This is a genomic window from Methylobacillus pratensis (genome assembly GCF_054072455.1).
Window position 1 is genome coordinate 36,221 of record NZ_JBSUSR010000005.1, and the last position, 19,590, is coordinate 55,810.

The 19,590-nt window shown below is 56.6% G+C and carries 17 protein-coding genes; 10 read left to right on the forward strand and 7 right to left on the reverse strand.

Going from position 1 to position 19,590, the window contains the following annotated elements; genetic code table 11:
- Nucleotides 1-7 precede the first annotated feature (7 nt).
- The 4 genes from ACW4YW_RS11140 (at nucleotide 8) to ACW4YW_RS11155 (ending at nucleotide 4,213) form a co-directional block, all read left to right on the forward strand.
- Nucleotides 8-1,684 (forward strand): formylmethanofuran dehydrogenase subunit A, encoded by a 1,677-nt coding sequence (locus tag ACW4YW_RS11140; RefSeq protein ID WP_457137606.1) that lies wholly within the window; start codon nucleotides 8-10, stop codon nucleotides 1,682-1,684.
- Nucleotides 1,684-2,592, forward strand: a complete 909-nt coding sequence (fhcD, locus tag ACW4YW_RS11145; protein ID WP_457137607.1) for a formylmethanofuran--tetrahydromethanopterin N-formyltransferase — start codon at nucleotides 1,684-1,686, stop codon at nucleotides 2,590-2,592. Before ACW4YW_RS11140 ends, fhcD begins: the two co-directional genes overlap by 1 nt.
- Nucleotides 2,589-3,398: a formylmethanofuran dehydrogenase subunit C gene (locus tag ACW4YW_RS11150; protein ID WP_457137608.1), complete on the forward strand. Its 810-nt coding sequence runs from the start codon at nucleotides 2,589-2,591 to the stop codon at nucleotides 3,396-3,398. Before fhcD ends, ACW4YW_RS11150 begins: the two co-directional genes overlap by 4 nt.
- 158 nt (nucleotides 3,399-3,556) lie before the next feature.
- Nucleotides 3,557-4,213 (forward strand): OmpA family protein, encoded by a 657-nt coding sequence (locus ACW4YW_RS11155; protein WP_457137609.1) that lies wholly within the window; start codon nucleotides 3,557-3,559, stop codon nucleotides 4,211-4,213.
- Nucleotides 4,214-4,391: 178 nt separating this feature from the next.
- Here the strand turns inward: ACW4YW_RS11155 and ACW4YW_RS11160 are convergent, their stop codons facing one another.
- The 4 genes from ACW4YW_RS11160 to ACW4YW_RS11175 all read right to left on the reverse strand — a co-directional run bounded on the left by ACW4YW_RS11160 (nucleotide 4,392) and on the right by ACW4YW_RS11175 (nucleotide 9,539).
- Nucleotides 4,392-6,320 carry a DUF262 domain-containing protein gene (locus ACW4YW_RS11160; RefSeq protein WP_457137610.1) on the reverse strand — a complete coding sequence of 643 codons (1,929 nt, stop codon included), beginning with the start codon at nucleotides 6,318-6,320 and terminating at the stop codon, nucleotides 4,392-4,394.
- Nucleotides 6,321-6,425: 105 nt separating this feature from the next.
- On the reverse strand, nucleotides 6,426-6,986 hold the full coding sequence (locus ACW4YW_RS11165; protein WP_457137611.1) for an IMPACT family protein: 561 nt from the start codon (nucleotides 6,984-6,986) through the stop codon (nucleotides 6,426-6,428).
- Between the two features lie 39 nt (nucleotides 6,987-7,025).
- Nucleotides 7,026-8,510, reverse strand: a complete 1,485-nt coding sequence (locus ACW4YW_RS11170; RefSeq protein WP_457137612.1) for a helicase HerA-like domain-containing protein — start codon at nucleotides 8,508-8,510, stop codon at nucleotides 7,026-7,028.
- 87 nt (nucleotides 8,511-8,597) lie between these two features.
- Nucleotides 8,598-9,539, reverse strand: a complete 942-nt coding sequence (locus ACW4YW_RS11175) for a CysB family HTH-type transcriptional regulator (protein WP_457137613.1) — start codon at nucleotides 9,537-9,539, stop codon at nucleotides 8,598-8,600.
- A 155-nt stretch (nucleotides 9,540-9,694) separates the two neighbouring features.
- On the opposite strand from ACW4YW_RS11175, the gene ACW4YW_RS11180 reads away from it, so the two are divergent.
- The 6 genes from ACW4YW_RS11180 to fdxA all read left to right on the forward strand — a co-directional run bounded on the left by ACW4YW_RS11180 (nucleotide 9,695) and on the right by fdxA (nucleotide 15,678).
- The gene (locus ACW4YW_RS11180; protein ID WP_457137614.1) at nucleotides 9,695-10,492 is read left to right on the forward strand and encodes a sulfite exporter TauE/SafE family protein; all 798 of its coding nucleotides are present in this window, start codon (nucleotides 9,695-9,697) and stop codon (nucleotides 10,490-10,492) included.
- 9 nt (nucleotides 10,493-10,501) lie between these two features.
- Nucleotides 10,502-12,178, forward strand: a complete 1,677-nt coding sequence (locus ACW4YW_RS11185) for a nitrite/sulfite reductase (RefSeq protein ID WP_457137615.1) — start codon at nucleotides 10,502-10,504, stop codon at nucleotides 12,176-12,178.
- Nucleotides 12,171-12,797: a DUF934 domain-containing protein gene (locus ACW4YW_RS11190; RefSeq protein ID WP_309565492.1), complete on the forward strand. Its 627-nt coding sequence runs from the start codon at nucleotides 12,171-12,173 to the stop codon at nucleotides 12,795-12,797. Before ACW4YW_RS11185 ends, ACW4YW_RS11190 begins: the two co-directional genes overlap by 8 nt.
- Before the next feature lie 122 nt (nucleotides 12,798-12,919).
- Nucleotides 12,920-13,855, forward strand: a complete 936-nt coding sequence (gene cysD, locus ACW4YW_RS11195) for a sulfate adenylyltransferase subunit CysD (RefSeq protein WP_457137616.1) — start codon at nucleotides 12,920-12,922, stop codon at nucleotides 13,853-13,855.
- A gap of 85 nt (nucleotides 13,856-13,940) precedes the next feature.
- On the forward strand, nucleotides 13,941-15,239 hold the full coding sequence (gene cysN, locus ACW4YW_RS11200; protein ID WP_457137617.1) for a sulfate adenylyltransferase subunit CysN: 1,299 nt from the start codon (nucleotides 13,941-13,943) through the stop codon (nucleotides 15,237-15,239).
- A 115-nt stretch (nucleotides 15,240-15,354) separates the two neighbouring features.
- Complete coding sequence (gene fdxA / locus ACW4YW_RS11205) at nucleotides 15,355-15,678, forward strand: ferredoxin FdxA (RefSeq protein ID WP_457137618.1); 324 nt, start codon at nucleotides 15,355-15,357, stop codon at nucleotides 15,676-15,678.
- A gap of 88 nt (nucleotides 15,679-15,766) precedes the next feature.
- Here fdxA and fabV read toward each other — a convergent pair whose 3' ends face one another.
- From fabV to ACW4YW_RS11220, 3 genes are all read right to left on the reverse strand, one after another.
- Nucleotides 15,767-16,960, reverse strand: a complete 1,194-nt coding sequence (fabV, locus tag ACW4YW_RS11210; RefSeq protein ID WP_457137619.1) for an enoyl-ACP reductase FabV — start codon at nucleotides 16,958-16,960, stop codon at nucleotides 15,767-15,769.
- A gap of 97 nt (nucleotides 16,961-17,057) precedes the next feature.
- Nucleotides 17,058-18,263, reverse strand: coding sequence for a multidrug effflux MFS transporter (locus ACW4YW_RS11215; protein WP_457137620.1), 1,206 nt, complete (start codon nucleotides 18,261-18,263; stop codon nucleotides 17,058-17,060).
- Between the two features lie 55 nt (nucleotides 18,264-18,318).
- Nucleotides 18,319-19,515: a class I SAM-dependent methyltransferase gene (locus ACW4YW_RS11220; protein ID WP_457137621.1), complete on the reverse strand. Its 1,197-nt coding sequence runs from the start codon at nucleotides 19,513-19,515 to the stop codon at nucleotides 18,319-18,321.
- Between the last annotated feature and the right edge of the window lie 75 nt (nucleotides 19,516-19,590).

The window sequence follows — 19,590 nt, forward strand, 5'->3', positions numbered from 1 at the left end:
CAGAAACATGCTGATTAAACTGACAGGTGGCCGGGTCTACGACCCTGCGCACCAGATCGACGGCAAGGTCATGGACATCTACGTCCGCGACGGCCGCATCATCGACCGCCCGGGCGACAACGACACCATAGACCAGGAATACGACCTGCGCGGCAAAGTGGTCATGGCGGGCGCGATCGACATGCATACCCACATCGGCGGCGGCAAGGTCAATATCGCCCGCCTGATGCTGCCCGAGGACCACCGCAGCTCCGCCACCACGCATACGGCCGCCTGCCGCGCCGGATGCGGCCATGCAGCCCCCTCGACATTGAACACCGGCTACCGCTACGCGGAAATGGGTTACACCGCAGGCTTCGAGCCGGCGCTCTCCCCGGTCAATGCGCGCCAGTCGCACCTGGAAATGTGCGACATCCCCATCCTGGACAAGGGCGGCTACGCCATGCTCGGCAGCGACGACTATTTCCTGCGCATGCTCGCCGCGAAGAAGGACCAGAACGCGATCAACGACTACGTCGCGTGGATACTGCACGCGACGCAAGCCATCGGCATCAAGGTGGTGAACCCGGGCGGCATTAACGCCTTCAAGTTCAACCAGCGCGCATTGAACCTGGACGAGGAGAATGTGCATTACCAGGTGACGCCGCGCGAAGTGCTGCAAGCGCTGACCCGCGCGGTCTACGAGCTGGGCATCGCCCATCCGCTGCATGTGCATGGCAACAACCTGGGCGTGCCCGGCAACGTCGAGACCACGCTCAAGACCATGGGCGCGGTGGAAGGCTACCCGGTCCACCTCACGCATATCCAGTTCCACAGCTACGGCACCGAGGGCGACCGCAAGTTCTCCTCCGGCGCTGCCGCCGTAGCCGAGGCGTTGAACAAGCACAAGAACGTATCCGCAGACGTCGGCCAGATCCTGTTCGGCCAGACCGTCACCGCCTCCGGCGACACCATGCGCCAGTATGCCAATTCCGGCCATGCGCACCCGAACAAGGCCGTGCTCATGGACATCGAGTGCGATTCCGGCTGCGGCGTGGTGCCGTTCAAGTACAAGGACAAGAACTTCGTCAACGCCTTGCAATGGGCGATCGGCCTGGAAATCTTCCTGCTGACGGAAGACCCATGGCGCATCTTCCTTACCACCGACCACCCGAACGGCGCGCCTTTCACCAGCTATCCGCACCTGATCCGCCTGCTGATGGACAAGAGCTTCCGCAACGACATGTTCACCAAGCTCAACCTGGATGCCCAGGCCATGAGCACGCTGACCTCGATCGACCGCGAATACAGCCTGTACGAAATCGCCGTCATGACGCGTGCCGGAGCGGCCAAGCTGGTCGGCCTGCACGACCGCGGCCATCTCGGCGTTGGCGGTGCCGCCGACATCACGGTCTACACCGATAATCCGGATCGCGAAGCCATGTTCTCCAAGCCTGACTATGTGTTCAAGGACGGCGAACTGGTGGTCAGGGACGGCCAGGTGGTCAAGGTCACCTGGGGCAGCACGCATACGGTCAAACCGGATTTCGACCGCAGCATTGAAAAGGATCTCAAGCAATATTTCGACCGCTATCACACCATGAACATGGAAAACTACAAGGTCAACGCCGCCGAGCTTGAAGACGGCGGCCGCGGCAAGGTGATTGTTCAGGAAGCCAAGGGTCGCAGGGAGAAGACAGCATAATGATTATCAACGGCGTAACCATAGACGATACCTTTGCCGAAGCCTTCGGCATGCGCGGCACCCGTGTCATCATCACCGCGCAAAACCTGCGCTGGGCTTACAACGCAGCGCGCGCCATGACCGGCTTCGCCACCTCGGTAATTGCCTGCGGCGTGGAAGCAGGCATCGAGCGCGAGCTGGCCCCGGAAGAAACCCCGGACGGCCGCCCGGGCGTCTCCATCCTCATGTTCGCGATGAGCAGCGCGGTATTGATCAAGCAGCTCGAAACCCGCATGGGCCAGTGCGTGCTGACCTGTCCAACTGCCGCGGCATTTTCCGGCATTGATGAAGGCTATCCAGAAATCACCAAGATCAACCTCGGCAAAAACCTGCGGTTTTTCGGCGACGGCTTCCAGATTTCCAAGGTGTTCAACGGCAAGCGCTACTGGCGCGTACCGGTGATGGACGGCGAATTCCTCACCGAGGAAAGCACCGGCATGATCCGCTCCGTGGGCGGCGGCAACTTTCTGATCCTAGCGGAATCCCAGCCGCAAGCGCTCGCCGCATGCGAAGCCGCAATCGACGCCATGAGCAAGGTGCCCAACGTCATCATGCCGTTCCCCGGCGGCGTGGTGCGCTCCGGCTCCAAGGTCGGCTCCAAGTACAAGGCATTGATCGCATCGACCAATGATGCGTTCTGCCCCACGCTCAAGGGCATCACCAAGACCGAGCTTTCGCCTGAGATCGAATCGGTGATGGAAATCGTCATCGACGGCCTCACCGACCCCGACATCCGCGTCGCCATGCGCGCCGGCATCGCCGCCGCATGCGAGCTCGGCGCCAAGAACGGCATCAAGCGTATCTCCGCCGGCAACTACGGCGGCAAACTCGGACCCTACCACTTCAAACTAAGGGAGATCATGGCATGAGCGCTTTGACCTTCACTCTCAAGACAACATTGCAGCAACGGGTCGACCTGTCCCCGCTCACCCCCGATAACCTGGCAGGCAAAAGCCTGGCGGACATCGGTGCCATCCTGCTTGATAGCGGCCGCGAGAAACTGCGTGCGGACAGCCTGTTCGACATTTCGGGCAACGATGCCGCAAACATCGTCTTCAACAACGCCAACGGCAAACTGGACTTCATCGGCAGCCAGATGAAGTCGGGCCGCATCACCGTCAACGGCGGCGCTGGCTCCTATCTCGGCCTGCAGATGCGCAACGGCCTCATCGTGCTCAACGGCGATGCCGACGCCTTCCTTGCCAGCGGATTGGCGGGCGGCCTGATCGAGGTCAAGGGCAATGTCGGCGACTTCCTCGCCGCAGCGCTGCCCGGTGACCGCAAGGGCATGAAGGGCGGCATCGTGCTCATCAGCGGCAACGTCGGCGAGCGCGCAGGCGACCAGATGCGCCGCGGCATCATCCTCATCGAGGGCAACGCCGGCTCATACCTCGCCTCGCGCATGCTGGCAGGCACCATCGGCGTGCTGGGCAACGTCGGCGAATATGTGGGCTACGGCATGCGCCGCGGCACATTGCTGCTGAACCAGGAACCCAAGCTGCATGCCACCTTGCAGGACTGCGGCACCCACACCCTGCCCTTCCTCAGCCTGATGTTCAAGTCGTTCCGCAACCTGCCGAGCAAGTTCGCCGCGATCAGCCAGAACCGCGTGCAGCGCTATGCCGGCGACATCGCCAACGACGGCAAGGGTGAAATCCTGGTATTCAAGCAATAACCTTGTCTACTGGCAGCATCCAAGCCCGTGCCATTGGCCGGGCTTTTTTCATATGGGCTGTGCAGATCATTAACAATTGCAAACTGTATGCGCAGCGAACTTATGAGCATTTAAGCTACTCAAAAAACCGTTGCGTTATCCACAATCAAAGGAAAATCATGAAAACAAAACTCACTATAAGCGCTATGATTGCCACTCTCGCACTGGGTGGATGTGCCAACATGTCTGAAACGCAGAAAGGCACCGCCAAGGGCGCCGCTATCGGCGCCGGCACCGGCGCAGTGGTAGGCGCGATTGCGGGTAAGGGCAAGGGCGCTGCCATTGGCGCCGCCGTCGGCGCAGGCGCTGGCGCCATCGCCGGCAACGTCTGGTCCAAACGCATGGAAGAGCAGAAACGCCAGATGGAAGAAGCCACGCAAGGCACTGGCGTGCAAGTCTCCCAAACCGAAGACAACCAGCTCAAGCTGAACATCCCCAGCGACATCTCCTTCGCCTCCGGCAAGGCCGATATCCAGCCCAATTTCCGTAGCGTGCTGGATAATTTCGCGACCACGCTGAAAAACAACCCCAGCACCCTGGTCACCATCATCGGCCACACCGACAACACCGGCTCCGACTCCATCAACAACCCATTGTCCGTGAACCGCGCTGCCAATACCCGCGACTACCTCACCGCGCGCGGCATCGCCGCCAACCGCTTCACCATTGACGGCCGCGGCTCGCACGAACCCTTGGTTGCCAACGACACGCCAGCCAACCGCGCCAAGAACCGCCGCGTGGAGATTTTCGTCGCAGAGCCAGCACCAGCGCAGTAATAAATTAACAACAGCTGTCTAATTGCAGATATAAAAAAAAACAACTCCACATATACATATAAATACGTGGAGTTGTTTTTTTGAGTCAGATTCTTAATTCTCTGGTCTACATCGAGGAATAATTATTGCTTATTAGGTGCAATACCCTATTGATTATAAACCCTGCACTTGCTGATATTTATGATAGATATTCCGAATCTGAAAAGTTGATGTTAGCAAGCTGAAGTAGCTGTACTTTAAATTCAGAATCGCCTAACACAATACCCCACCGTTGCTCCATAAAGCTCAGCAAGTCCAAACCCCGCTCGAGAATTTTGGTTGGCGTCCACTCTAAACACTGAGCCACTTCGTTTTCTGACACTGACCCATTGTAATAACCAACACCATCACCATTATTAACCTTGTTAGGAAAGGCATCATTTTGTAGCGCAGAGTTCTTTGAACGCGATAGCGGAAGCAAATTGCCCAAAGAATGTGTTAGATAACGCTTTTCCTCCACTCCCAAATGATCAAAGTGCTTCCTCCAATAAACATCATCGGGTGTCTGTGGAAATATATGTTCAAGTGTCACATGATCTTTTTTATTCGATTTCAAAACTTCCCATGAAAGTTTGCCAGTAGCATGCCGACCCTTCTCTCTAAGCCATTGTTCGTGCTCAAACAAAAAGTATCGAATCCCATCCCAATGATAGAAACCATATCTATCAAGATCGTACTTTTCTTTAATCTGCGCCAAAAACTTGTTAGGATCGTAATACTTTTCAATCCAGCGATTAATGGACTCCAGAACCTCTACGATACTTTTATCGCCTGTTAGTAGATCCCGTGACATACTGAAAAACTCAGTGTCACCAGTATTGGCCCTCCTCTGGCTTAGATTAAATAAAGTAAAGTTATATCGCTCAGCAGATTTTAATAACGCTGTAATCTGATCTGGATCTTGTGCAGAAACAAAAGCTGAGAGAATTAACGGTTTAAATGACCTGAAACTCAGGCGATCAAGCCTATCAAGCCAAATTCGCTGAGAGTCTGTCAACTCACTAGACTGTGTGTAGTAAGGATTATGAATGTAAAACCAGTAAATAATTGATTTTTGCAGGCTTCTTACATAGTCTGATATTTCTTCAATTTTTAGCTCATCACTTGGCAATTTTGGATGTGTTACATTTCTTGCATTGAATTTTTCATCCAACAAAAATTTAATGTAATCATCCCCTTTTTCACGAGTGTATTTAAAATACATTGTCCAATGATTGCGGAGGAAAAGATCATCGTTCAATGGTGTGTCTGGATTCTTACCTAAATATTCATACATGGTTTTCCATGCATCATTAATATTTATCCTAAGCTGCTCTCGCCCATCGTTATCTTTGAACAAAGTTGACAGATAAATAAGTCTATTTTTTAGAAGCTCTAAACTAGTTAATGGCTTCCCGCGATTATTCATTGTTTCAAACGTAACAAAAACATCAATTTCTTCATCGATTTCATACAAATTGAACTTCAGTTTCTGAGTTAACTTTTTATATATCAAAGCAACTTCATCCACAGAAATCTTTTTTAAGCGGTCTTTGAAGTATTGTTTAGCAAAGCTAAGATTACGGGTGTAAAGTGTTTCCACAAACTGATTAGAACCAGAATACTCACCGAATATTTTGGTTTTCATGTACTCATCACTAGGATTATCTTTTTCGTAGCCGAAGATAAAGCTTTGTTGCAGCTTATTATCCGCTTCATAAAATATGAAATCTTTGCGAATCGAGGCGATCGATTTATAGTTTAGCTCGGTACCTTCTGGAACCGACTCCAATATAGCTTGGAGAAGGATCATTGATGTAGTAAGCCGTTGTTGCCCATCTACCACATAAAATGGCCTGTAACCTACACCTTCGATTAGCCAAAGATCTTTTTCCCACTTCTGATAAAAGCTGGACTTCACAGGCTCCAGAGTAATAACTCCAGTGTAGTGAATACGATCATTTTCAAGTTGAAGAATATCTTCCCAAAAGTCTTCAACTTGATGCTCCTTCCAGGCATAACCTCGCTGGTAATCAGGAATACGCAACAGACGGCGTTCAAATACCTCACTCAGACTATTTAATTTCATACTCCCCTCCTTTAGCGAGCTTATTATTTAGGCTTGATTAGAATGTAGTAGTTTAAGATCTTGACAGCAATGAAAGAGAAAACTCATCAAAAGAGTGATATAGGGTTACCCATACCTCTGCTGCAAATTAGATATTTCACTCACCGGCACGGTCGCAATAACCGTTACATGCTCACCAAACGCCTTATCCAAAACCTCTCCACTCATTCTAGCTATGTCACGCACGAAGCTATCTAGTTGTTTGTAATCCAGATCAATCCGAATTTTCTGCATTTCGACGAAAGGGCCGATCTGCGCGGTGTCCAGCGCCATTTTTGCCGTGCCGCCATAGGCGCGGACGAGGCCGCCTGTGCCGAGGTTGATGCCGCCGTAATAGCGAATCACGCCGACGCAGACGTTGATGAGATCGCGGCCCTCGAGGAATTGCAGCACAGGTTTGCCCGCCGTGCCGGACGGCTCGCCTGCATCGCTGAAGCGCTGCACGATGCCTTGGGGCGTCTTGAGGCGAAACGCATAGGCGAGATGATGTGCGCTCTGGTGCGCTGCCGCCAAGCGGCGCAGCGACATGCCGACGGCACGCTCATCTGCGCAATATTCCGCGATCGCGACAAAACGGGATTTATTGATGGTCTGTTCTGCCTGACCTGGCTGTACGATGATCTGCAAACTACCCGACCTTTACCACTGCATACTTAATTCCGCCGGTTACTTGCGGCGCTTGCCCCCGAGAATGGAACCCAGAACCCCGCGCAATATCTGCCGCCCCAACTCGGAGCCGATTGCGCGCGCGGCGCTCTTGGCGGCAGTTTCCAGCACTCCCTGGCGGCTGGACGGTTTGCCGGACTTTTCTGCATTGCCGCCGAACAAGTCTCCCCAGTCAAAGCCCTTGTCGGCCTCCTGTTGCTCAGTGGGCGTTTCCGTGGCACGGCCCTTGAGGATTTCATAGGCGGACTCGCGGTCTATGCTGTTTTCATAGTGACCGTACACGATGGAGCTCTTAACGAGCTGCTCGCGCTCGACCGGCGTCACGGCACCGATACGGCTGCCTGGAGGGCAGATGAACGCACGCTCGACCGGGGTCGGGCGGCCCTGCTCATCGAGGAATGACACCAATGCCTCGCCCACGGCAAGCTCGGTGATGACTTCACTGACCTTCACCGCGGGATTGGCGCGGAAGGTTTCAGCCGCGGCCTTGACCGCCTTCTGGTCGCGCGGCGTGAATGCGCGCAATGCGTGCTGCACGCGGTTGCCCAATTGGCCGAGCACGACATCGGGAATATCGAGCGGATTCTGGCTGACGAAATACACGCCCACGCCTTTGGAGCGGATCAGGCGCACGACTTGCTCGATCTTGTCGAGCAGAGACTTGGGCGCATCGTTGAACAACAAGTGCGCCTCGTCGAAGAAGAATGCCAGCTTGGGTTTTTCCAGGTCGCCTACTTCCGGCAGTTTCTCGAACAGCTCGGACAACAGCCACAGCAGCAAGGTCGCATACACCCTCGGAGACTTATACAGGGTATCGGCTGCCAGCACATTCACGACGCCCCAGCCTTTTTGGTCGGTCTGGATCATGTCTTCGAGGTTCAACGCCGGCTCGCCGAAAAGCTGGTCCGCCCCCTCGTGTTCGAGCTGCAGCAGGGCGCGCTGGATCGCCCCCACGCTGGCGCTGGAGATGTTGCCGTATTGCGCGCTGTATTGGGCGGCATTTTCGGACGCGTGCTGGATCATGGCGCGCAAATCCTTGAGATCAAGCAGCAGCCAGCCCTGGTCGTCGGCAATCTTGAATACGGCGGTCAGCACGCCGGACTGCACGTCATTGAGGTTGAGCATGCGTCCGAGCAGCAACGGCCCCATCTCGGCGATGGTGGTCCTGATCGGATGGCCTTGCTTGCCGAAGACATCCCACAAGGTCACCGGGCAGGCGGCAAAGCTGAAATCGGTCAGGCCGAGCTGGGCGACGCGCGCATCGATCTTGGCGTTGCCGCCGCCCACTTGGCTGATGCCGGCCAAATCGCCTTTGACGTCGGCCATGAACACCGGCACGCCCATGCGCGAAAAGCTTTCAGCAATGCTTTGCAGCGTTACCGTCTTGCCGGTCCCTGTCGCGCCTGCCACCAAGCCGTGGCGGTTCGCCATTTTGGGCAGCAGGTAGAGGAAATCCGCGCTTTTAGCTAAAGGAGTCGGTTTCATACAACCTCTAAAGAACTATTAATTGAACAGATGCTCAACAATACCAGAAATGCACAGCGGCAACCTCGGCAATCACCGCATGAACGTTTATTGTTCCGCCGCGTTGTAGCCGGTCTTCAATTCAGCCTCCACCGCCTTGCGAGGATAATGCGGCGCCAGCAATTCGATGAACGCATAAGAATACCCGCGCAGGTAGGCGTCGCGGCGCAAGCCGATATAAGTCGTGCTGGGCGGGAACAGGTCGCTCACGTCCAGCATCGCCAGGTGGCTGTCGCGCTGCGGGTCGTACGCCATGTTGGCAAGCAAGCCAATGCCCAGGCCGAGGTTGACGTAGGTCTTGATCACGTCGGCATCAATCGCGGTCAATACCACGTTCGGGTTCAGGCCCGCCTTCTCGAACACCTTGCTTACCAATGAGCCGCCGGTGAAGGCGAAATCGTAGGTGATCAAGGGGTAGCGCGTGATTTTCTCGAGCGTGATGGGCTGTTCCGCCAGCAAGGGGTGGCCCTGCGGCATCACAAGGCAACGGTTCCATTGATAGCAAGGCAGGCAAAGCAGGTCGGTGAAGCTGCTGATGGACTCGGTTGCGATGCCGATATCGGCCTCCCCCTTCTGCACCTGCTCAGCCACTTGCGTGGGGTTGCCCTGGTGGATGGTCAGCTTGACCTTGGGGTAGCGCTGCATGAACTCCTTCACCGCCGCAGGCAGGCGATAACGCGCCTGGGTATGGGTGGTGGCAATGGTCAGCGTGCCGGAATCCTCATGTGAAAACTCATCGCCGACGCGCTTGATGTTGTCCATCTCCATCATGACGCGTTCAGCCAACTGCAGTATAATTTGGCCCGGTTCTGTAACGCCGATCAGCCTCTTGCCATTGCGCTTGAATATTTGCAGGCTCAACTCGTCCTCAAGCAGCTGGATCTGCTTGCTTACCCCCGGTTGGGAGGTATGCAAGGCATCAGCCGCAAGGGATACACTCAAGCCCTGGCGGGCAACTTCGCGAATGTACCGCAATTGATGTATTTTCATGTGTTTATTCAGCCTTGGTTTTATAACAAAATCACATATGTATAGAATAACATACTATGAAAAATTTTAATTAACCTGTTATAATGTAAGGCTTTTTCTGGCATGGTTTTTTAACTGGACAACCAGACGTCCCAGATAAAAACAACAATCAACTCATGGACATAGGATACATTCTCTCCGGCTTTGCCGTAGGTTTTCTTGTTGGCATTACCGGAGTGGGAGGCGGCTCGTTGATGACGCCTCTGCTGGTATTCCTGTTTGGCTTCAAGCCAGTAGTGGCAGTTGGAACCGACTTGCTGTTCGCGGCACTAACCAAGACCGGCGGCGTTTGGGTGCATCATGGCACTCACAAGTCAGTCGACTGGAAGGTCGTCGGGTTGCTGTCGGCTGGCAGCTTGCCGGTATCGGTCATCACGATTTACGTCATCAAGCACTTGATGGCCGTGGGCAAGGAAATCGGCGGGTTGATTACCTATGCCCTGGGTATTGCCCTGATTTTGACCGCATGTGCCCTGCTGATCCGCAGCGTCATCATGCGCAACAAGCAGCGTGAAGTCGAGCAAAGTGCCATCAGCACCGGCCGCTTCACGGGCACGACACAAGTCGCTGCCACTATCTTGACTGGCGCCGTACTAGGAGCGCTGGTGACATTATCTTCAGTGGGCGCGGGGGCGCTAGGCACGATTGCCATCCTCCTGCTCTACCCGAAGATGAGCACCTTGAAAGTCGTGGGCACCGACCTCGCCCACGCCATTCCGCTGACTGCGATCGCAGGCATCGGGCATTGGACGCTGGGTCACGTGGATTTTGTATTGCTCGGCAGCCTGCTGATCGGCTCGCTGCCAGGCATCTGGATTGGCAGCCATTTGAGTGCCAAAATTCCGGAAAAAGTATTACGCCCGATCCTGGCATTGATCCTCTTGCTGATCGGTTTGAAATTTGTTCTAGCATAAAGTGAGCTCATGTATAAATACGACGAAATTGACCAGGCCATCGTAGACGAGCGCGTCAAACAGTACCGTGACCAGACTCGCCGCTTTCTCGCGGGCGAGCTGACCGACGAGGAGTTCCGTCCGCTGCGCCTGCAAAACGGCTTGTACATCCAGCGTCATGCCCCCATGCTGCGTATCGCAGTCCCTTACGGAATGCTATCTTCCAGGCAACTGCGCAAGCTCGGCGACATCGCCAAGCGCTATGACCGCGGCTATGGCCACTTCAGCACCCGTCAAAACCTGCAATTGAACTGGCCCCAGCTGGAAGACGTACCCGATATCCTGGCAGAGCTCGCCACCGTGCAAATGCACGCCATCCAGACTTCCGGCAATTGCATCCGCAACATCACCACCGACCAGTTCGCCGGCGTTGCGCCCGACGAAGTGGTCGACCCGCGCGCCATCGCCGAAATCGCCCGCCAATGGAGCACTTTCCACCCTGAATTCGCCCTGCTGCCGCGCAAGTTCAAGATTGCAGTCTCGGGCACCAAGCAGGATCGCGCCTTGATCCAGGCGCACGATATCGGCCTGGAGTTCTATCGCGACCAGGAAGACAAGATGGCAGTCCGCGTCTGGGTAGGCGGCGGCCTGGGCCGTACCCCCATCCTGGGCTCCGTCGTGCGCGAACATTTGGAGTGGCAGCATGTATTGACCTATTGCGAAGCCATCATCCGCGTCTACAACCTGCACGGCCGTCGCGACAACGCCTACAAGGCGCGTATCAAGATCTTGGTTAAGGCGCTAGGGATCGAAGAGTTCCGCCGCCAGGTGGAAGAGGAATGGCAATACCTTAAGGACAGCCCGAATACCATCACCGAGTCCGAACTCGCCCGCGTGAGCAAGTATTTCACCCAAATGCCGTACGAAACGCTGCCGGAACACGACGCCGGCTTTGATAGCGCAGTCGCGAGCAACCCCGCATTCGCTGCCTGGGTAAAGCGCAATACTCATGCGCATAAACAGCCTGGCTATCGCGCCGTGACCTTGTCGCTCAAGACGCATGGCAATCCGCCCGGCGACATTACCTCCGAGCAAATGCATATCGTTGCGGACTTTGCCGACGAATACAGTTTCGGCGAGGTACGTCCCTCTCACGAGCAGAACCTGATCCTGGCCGACGTCAAGCTGTCCGACCTTTTCCCGCTGTGGGACAAGGCGCGCGCAGCAGGCCTCGCTACCGCCAATATCGGCCTGCTGACCGACATCATTTGCTGCCCCGGCGGCGACTTCTGCGCCTTGGCGAATGCCAAGAGCATCCCGATTGCCGAGGCCATCCAGATGCAATTCGACAATCTGGACTACGTTTACGACATCGGCGAACTCGAGCTGAACATCTCGGGTTGCATGAATGCCTGCGGCCACCACCATGTGGGCCATATCGGCATTCTGGGCGTGGACAAGGACGGTTCCGAATGGTACCAGGTCACGCTAGGCGGCAAGCAAGGCAACGATGCCAGCCTGGGCAGCGTGCTCGGCCCCTCATTCGCGGCTGAAGAGATGCCCGGCGTCATCCAGAAGCTGATCGATGTCTATGTGCGCGAGCGCACCCCGGAGGAACGCTTCATCGATACGGTGCGGCGCATTGGCGTTGCCCCGTTCAAGACGCATGTTTATGGCGAGAAGAAAAAGGAAGTAGCTCATGCCTGACCATCAGTCCAACCTGATCCTGAACAATGCCATCGTCGAGGACGAATGGGCATTGGTCACAATGCCCGCCGGCGAAGAAGTCGTCAAGAAACAGGCCGGCAAGGTGGTGCTGTTCAAGCTCACGGGCGAAGCCAGCCACACCGCCGAGCAGATCGCCAATACCGAAATCCCAGCCACCGGCAAGATACTGGTGCCGCTGGCCGTATGGCGCGAACGCAAGGCCGAACTCGCGGCACGCCATGCCGCAGGCGAGCTGGGCATCTGGCTCGACACCCATGAGCTGCTGGAAGACCTGGTCGGCTCGGTCGAGGACATCAACAGCCTGCCCTTGATCGCCGTGCACGTGGAACGCTTCGCCGACGGCCGTATCTTCTCGATCGGCAACCTGCTGCGCACGCGCTACCATTACAAGAACATCCTGCGCGCATTCGGTGATGTGCTACGCGACCAGTTGTTCTTCCTCAAGCGCTGCGGCTTCAACAGCTACCTGATCCGCGCCGATCGCTCCGCGGAAGACGCCTTGGCGAGCCTGCAGGACTTCAGCCAGCCCTACCAAGGCGCCGTTGACGAGCAACTGCCCGTCTGGCGCCGCGTGAACCGGCAGCCTACTGCGCAGTAAACCGTATGCCGGCTGGCCACCACGACTACGCCAGCTTGGCTTTGCAAGTTGTAGTTTTGTTTTAGGAATCCTAACTGGAGATGTGAGCTGACAGACAGCAACAGTTTCAGCACAAAATCGATATGACGACCTTGACCCAATCCACCCTCTCCCACCTCGACTGGCTTGAAGCGGAAGCGATCCATATCCTGCGCGAAGTGGCAGGCCAATGCTCCAACCCCGTGCTGCTGTTTTCCGGCGGCAAGGATTCGCTATGCATACTGCGCCTGGCAGAAAAGGCGTTCCGCCCGGGCCGCTTTCCGTTCCCGCTCATGCATATCGACACCGGCCACAACTACCAGGAAGTGATCAACTTCCGCGACCAGCGTGCCGCCGAGCTCGGCGAGCGCCTGATCGTGCGCTCGGTGGAAGACTCCATCAAGCGCGGCAGCGTGGTACTGAAATCGCCGGACGAATCCCGCAACAAGCACCAGTCCGTCACCCTGCTGGAAGCTATCGAGGAGTTCGGCTTCGATTGCTGCATCGGCGGCGCACGCCGTGACGAGGAAAAGGCCCGCGCCAAGGAACGCATCATGAGCTTCCGCGACGAGTTCGGCCAATGGGACCCGAAGAACCAGCGCCCTGAATTGTGGAACCTCTACAATGCCCGTTCGCACAAGGGCGAGAACATCCGTGCCTTTCCGATTTCCAACTGGACGGAAATGGATGTCTGGCAATACATCGAACGCGAGCAGCTCGGCCTGCCCAGCATCTACTTCGCGCATAATCGCGATATCGTGATGCGCAACGGCGCGATTTTCCCTGTCAACGTGCCGCTTACCAGCGGCGAGGTCATCAACCATCCCAAGGCTGGCGAAGAAGTGATCAGCATGCAGGTGCGCTTCCGCACCGTCGGCGACATCACGTGTACGGCACCTGTGCCTAGCGATGCCGACTCCCTGGGCAAGATCGTGCTGGAAACCGCGACCACCACCATCACCGAACGCGGCGCCACGCGCCTGGACGACCAGACCTCGGACGCCTCCATGGAGCAACGCAAGAAGGAAGGCTATTTCTAGGCCACTACGCACTGCAGATGACGGCCAGATTCATCAGCCGACCAACCAACCAGCTGAATAGCGACAAGTTTAAAGAGTACTGAAGATGTCCAAACTAGAAAATCTACCTGCGCACAACGACAGCCTGTTGCGCTTCATGACCTGCGGTAGCGTGGATGACGGCAAGAGCACATTGATCGGCCGCCTGCTGTACGACACCAAGACCATCCTGGCGGACACCCTGACCCAGATCGAACGCACCTCGCAAAAGCGCGGCATGGAATCCGTCGACCTTTCCCTGCTCACCGACGGCCTGCAGGCGGAACGCGAGCAAGGCATCACCATCGACGTCGCCTACCGCTACTTCAGCACCGGCACCCGCAAGTACATCATTGCCGACGCCCCCGGTCACGAGCAATACACGCGCAACATGGTCACAGCCGCTTCCACCGCCAACCTCGCCATCATCCTGATCGACGCGCGCAAGGGCGTATTGACCCAGACGCGCCGTCACTCCTATCTGGCGCAATTGGTGGGCATCCCGCATATCGTGGTCGCGATCAACAAGATGGACCTGGTGGATTACTCGCAGTCCGAATTCGAGCGCATCCGCGCCACCTACCTGGAATTCGCCGAGCAGATCGGCCTGCAGCGCAACGGACGCGATATCCACTTCGTGCCCATGTCCGCCCTCAACGGCGACATGATCGTGGATCGCGGCAATGCAATGCCCTGGTACCAGGGCCCTACGGTGCTGGAACTGCTGGAATCGGCCCCGCCGGCCCATTCCGAACGCACCGAGTCCTTCCGCTTCCCCGTGCAGTTCGTCTGCCGCCCGCACGCTTCCGACGATCCCGAGTTGCATGATTTCCGCGGATTCATGGGCCGCGTCGAGTCCGGCGACATTGCCGTGGGCGACGAAGTCACCGTGCTGCCATCCGGCTTGAATTCCTGCGTCAAGGCGATCCAGCTTGGCGACGTGACGCTGCGACATGCCATCACCGAGCAATCCATCACCATCCTGCTCGAGGACGAGATTGATATTTCCCGCGGCGACATGATCGTGAAAAAGGCTGAAGCGCCTGCCCCGGTCAAGCAGTTGAATGCCATGGTGTGCTGGCTGTCCGAAACCCCGCTTTCGCCCGCCCGCACCTACATCATCCGCCATACCACGCGCGAATCCAAGGCCAAGGTGGGCAACATCGAGTACAAGATCGATGTCAACACCACCGAGCAACTGGCAGCCGAGGGCAGCCTGAACATGAACGATATCGCCCGCATCAGCTTCAAGCTGGCGCAACCGTTGATGGTCGACCCTTACGATGTCAACCGTGCCACCGGTTCCTTCATTATTATCGATGAAGCGACCAACAATACCGTTGGCGCAGGGATGGCACAGGCCTGATTTGTATCGGCAAAACCAAACAGCCTTATTGCTAAAATCAATAAATACCGTATTTAATATCGCTTATAATCCGAGCATTATATTAAGTAGTGCTAAGACCCATAGAGGAATATAAATGGCATACGTAGTAACCGAGAACTGCATCCAGTGCAAATATACCGACTGCGTCGATGTTTGCCCGGTGGATTGTTTTGTTGAAGGCCCCAACTTCCTGGCAATCAATCCGGATGAATGCATAGATTGCACCCTTTGCGTAGCGGAATGCCCTGCTGAAGCCATCTTCTCCGAGGATGACGTGCCTGACGACCAGCAAGAGTTCATCGAGCTGAACGCGCGCCTGTCGCAAATCTGGCCGTCCATCACTGCGCGCAAGGCTCCCCTGCCCGACGCCGACGCCAACAACGGCACCACGGGCAAGCGCGACCTGCTGGTCGAATAAATAAGCAAACAAGCAACGCTTTCCGCTTTAATAAAAAAGCCCACTAACGTGGGCTTTTTTATTGGCTGTCGTTTTTATACCTAGATTTTTAAACCTGGCTCAGGTTGCGAATCGGGGTTTCAGGATCCACGTCGGCCTCGTAATCGACACCCTCCACGCCAAAACCGAATAGGCGCAGGAAGTCTGACTTGTAGCCGGCGAAATCGGTCAATTCGTACAGGTTTTCATCCGTGACATTGTCCCACAACGCTGCCACCTCGTTCTGGATTTCAGGCGCCAATTCCTTGTAGTCGGCGCGCAGTCGGCCTTCTTCGTCCACAACCGGCTTGTCGTTGTAAAGGCTGTCGCGGTACAGGCCGTCGACCTGCTCGATACAGCCTTCATGCGTGCCTGCCTTCTTCATTACCTTGAACAACAAGGAGAGATAGAGCGGCATCATCGGAATCGCGGAACTGGCCTGGGTAACCAACGCCTTGAGCACGGCCACGCGCGCATCGCCGCCCTTGGCGGCCAGTTGCTCACGAATCTCCAGCACGCGCTGATCCAGGTCCTTCTTGGCCGCGCCTATGGTGCCGTTCCAGTAGATATCGTGCGTGATCTTCTCGCCTAGGTAGGTAAAGGCCGTGGTCTTGGCGCCATCGGCCAGCACACCGGCCTGGTCCAGCGCCTCTATCCACATCTGCCAATCCTCGCCGCCCATCACGGCGACGGTATTGGCGATTTCCTCGTCGGTGGCAGGCTCGATCACGTTTTCCTTCACCACTTCCTTGTCGGTATCCAGGCCGCGCTGGTGCAGGGTCTTGCCTATGGGCTTGAGGGTGGAGTTGTAAACATGGCCGGTCTTGGGATGGGTACGGCGCGGCGCGGCCAAGCTATATACCACGAGGTCGACCTGTCCGAGGTCGCGCTTGATGATGTCTATGGTCTGCTGCTTCACGGCATCGGAGAACGCATCGCCGTTCACGCTGCTGGCATACAGCCCTTCCGCTTCCGCAAACTTGTGGAATGCAGCGGAGTTGTACCAGCCAGCCGACCCCGGCTTGCTGCCCTCGCCAGCACGCTCCAGGAACACGCCTACTGTCGCGGCGCCGCTCGCGAATGCGGCACTGATGCGCGCTGCCAGCCCATAGCCGGTGGATGCGCCGATCACCAACACGCGCTTGGGGCCGTTGAAGGCGCCTTGCGCTTTGACGTAGTCGATCTGCTGCTTGACGTTGGCTTCGCAGCCGGTAGGGTGTGCCGTAACACAAATAAAGCCGCGCACGCGGGGTTTGATTACCATGAAAACCTCTCGAGTTCTTGGCAGCCAGGCTGCCTGGTTGAATGCAGTTGAAGCCGGTTCGGCCAGTCAAGTTCGCTATTATAAAGGGCTACCGCCTTTATTGCTCGGGCAATCCTGGCCCGGCATGCGCATGCTTGAACAACTTGGTACGCCTGGCAGCAAGCCAGCCTAACAGCAAATATCCAAGCATCGCCAAGGCCAGCCCTGCCGGATGATGCCAGACCAGGGGAGCCACCAGTCCGGCGGAAACCGTCGACAGCAGCATTTGCATGAACGCCTGCCCGGACGCTGCCGTACCGCGGATGCGCGGATGGCAGTCCAGCGCGCTGATTGAAAGCAAGGGCATCGCCAGCGCAAGCCCGATATTGAACAAGGCGACCGGCAGGATATTCAATGCGGCGTGGGTAAAAGGCAACAAGCTGGCTGCAAGGTTTAGCACCGCCATTGCGGCCATCCATGCATAGGCAAAGCGCAATATCTGCCGTGCGCCATACTTGCCCGCCGCGCGCTTGGCAAGCCATGACCCCAGCACCGTGCCGCAAACCGTGGGAATAAACATCCAGGCGAACTGTTGCGAACTCAGGCCCAGGTGATGGATCAGGAATACCGGGCTCGCCAGCACATAGAGGAAGAATGCCGAGAAATTCGCCCCGATTGCCAACACCAGCAAGCTGAATTCCCTATGGTTGAAAATTGCCTGGTAATTGCGGCATACGTTCGCCACCGATAACGGCGTACGCTTTTCCTTCGGCATGGTCTCGGGCAGATACTTCGATGCCGCAAGCGCGATCAGTACCGCATACAGCGCGAGGAAGCCGAAGATTGCCTGCCAGTGGATGCCGAGCAGCCAGCCACCGATGATGGGCGCCACCGCCGGGGCGATACCGAACAGCATTTGCACCGTCGCCATGACGCGCTGCGCCTCCACACCCTGGAAAAGATCGCGCACCATGGCGCGCGCCACCACATTGCCGGCCCCGGCCGAGAGCCCCTGCAGAATCCGCATGGTCCACAGCGTCTCCACATTGGGCGCCAGCATGCAGCCTATCGAGGCGAGGATGAAGATGCCCAACCCCCAGCGTATGGTCGTGATGCGGCCTACCGCATCACTGATGGCGCCATGGAACAGCGTCATCAACGCGTAAGGCAGCAGGTACAGGGTGAGGCTATGCTGGATTTCCACCGTGGAAGCGCCAAGATCGCGCTCCAGCAGGGGAAAGGCAGGCAGGTAGGTATCGATCGCGAACGGTGCCAGCGCCGTCAGGCCTGCAAGCACGTACACCAGCAAAATGGAATGACGCATGTTTCCCCGGTAAGCCCTGCCAGGGCCAGCCCGGCAAAAACCTCAAGAATATCGCCTAACGGTAAATATGGCTACGGTTGTATGGATAATCCAGCATGCCTTGTGCATCGGGCTTGCCGGCGACGATCTGGAACAGGGACAGCCAATTGTGATCGAACGCGAACGCCGAACCCGCCATATAGATGCGCCAGATGCGGTATTTGCTCTCGCCGATCATGGACAACGCCTGCTCGCGATGCTGCTCCAGGCGCTCCACCCACTCCCACAACGTCTTGCCGTAATGCGGACGCAGGTTTTCCGCGTCCAGCGGCTCGAGGCCAGAAAGGGACAGCTCCGCCAGCACGTTGGACACATGCGTCAGCTCGCCGCCGGGAAAGACGTATTCATCGATGAACTCGGCAATGCCGTTGCCCAGCCCGCTGCTCTTCACTGCCACCGAGGTGATGCCGTGGTTCATGACCAGCCCGCCGTTATTTAGCAGGCTGTATATCTTGTCGAAATACAGCCGGAGGTTCTTGCGGCCGACATGCTCGAACATGCCGACACTGGCAATCTTGTCGAAGGTCTCATGCCCGGGCAGGTCGCGGTAGTCCATGAGCCTGACTTCCAGCCTATCCTGCCAGCCGCGTTCATCTATCATGCGCTGCACATGCGCGTGCTGATTGTCGGACAAGGTAATGCCCACCGCCTTGACGCCATAATGCTCGACGGCATGCATCACCAGGCCGCCCCAGCCGCAACCGATATCAAGGAATCGCTCGCCCGGCTTCAGCATCAGCTTGCGGCAGATATGGTCTAGCTTTTTTTCCTGGGCTAGCTCCAGGCTTTCGTCGCCATCGGCGAAATAAGCGCAGGAATAGACCCGCCGCCGGTCCAGCCACAACCCGTAGAAATCATTGGAAACATCATAGTGGTAAGTGATATTGCGGCGGTCGCGGCTGCGGGTATGGCGCCACCACCGCCAGTCCTTGCGTGTCTCGGCATCGTTGCTCGCATCCACCCCACAATAGGCCTGGCCCAGCGACAAGATATCCTGCGCCTTGCCCAGCAAATCCACCCAGCCTTCGACATAGGCCCGCGCAAGCCCGCCCAATGTCGGCTTGGCCAGCACGGCCAGGACTTTGGCATCGTTCACCAGGATCGATACCTTGGCATCCGCATCGCCTGCGAGTAATTCGCCGTTCCAGCTCACGGATACGGGCAAGCCGGTCAAACTCTTCTGGATCTGGTTTTGTAGCAGCGCACTGAACATCCCTTACCTCCATAGACTAAGCGTTTGATTTTTTTATAAGCCGCTCCAACATTCCCCATACGGCCAATAATGGAT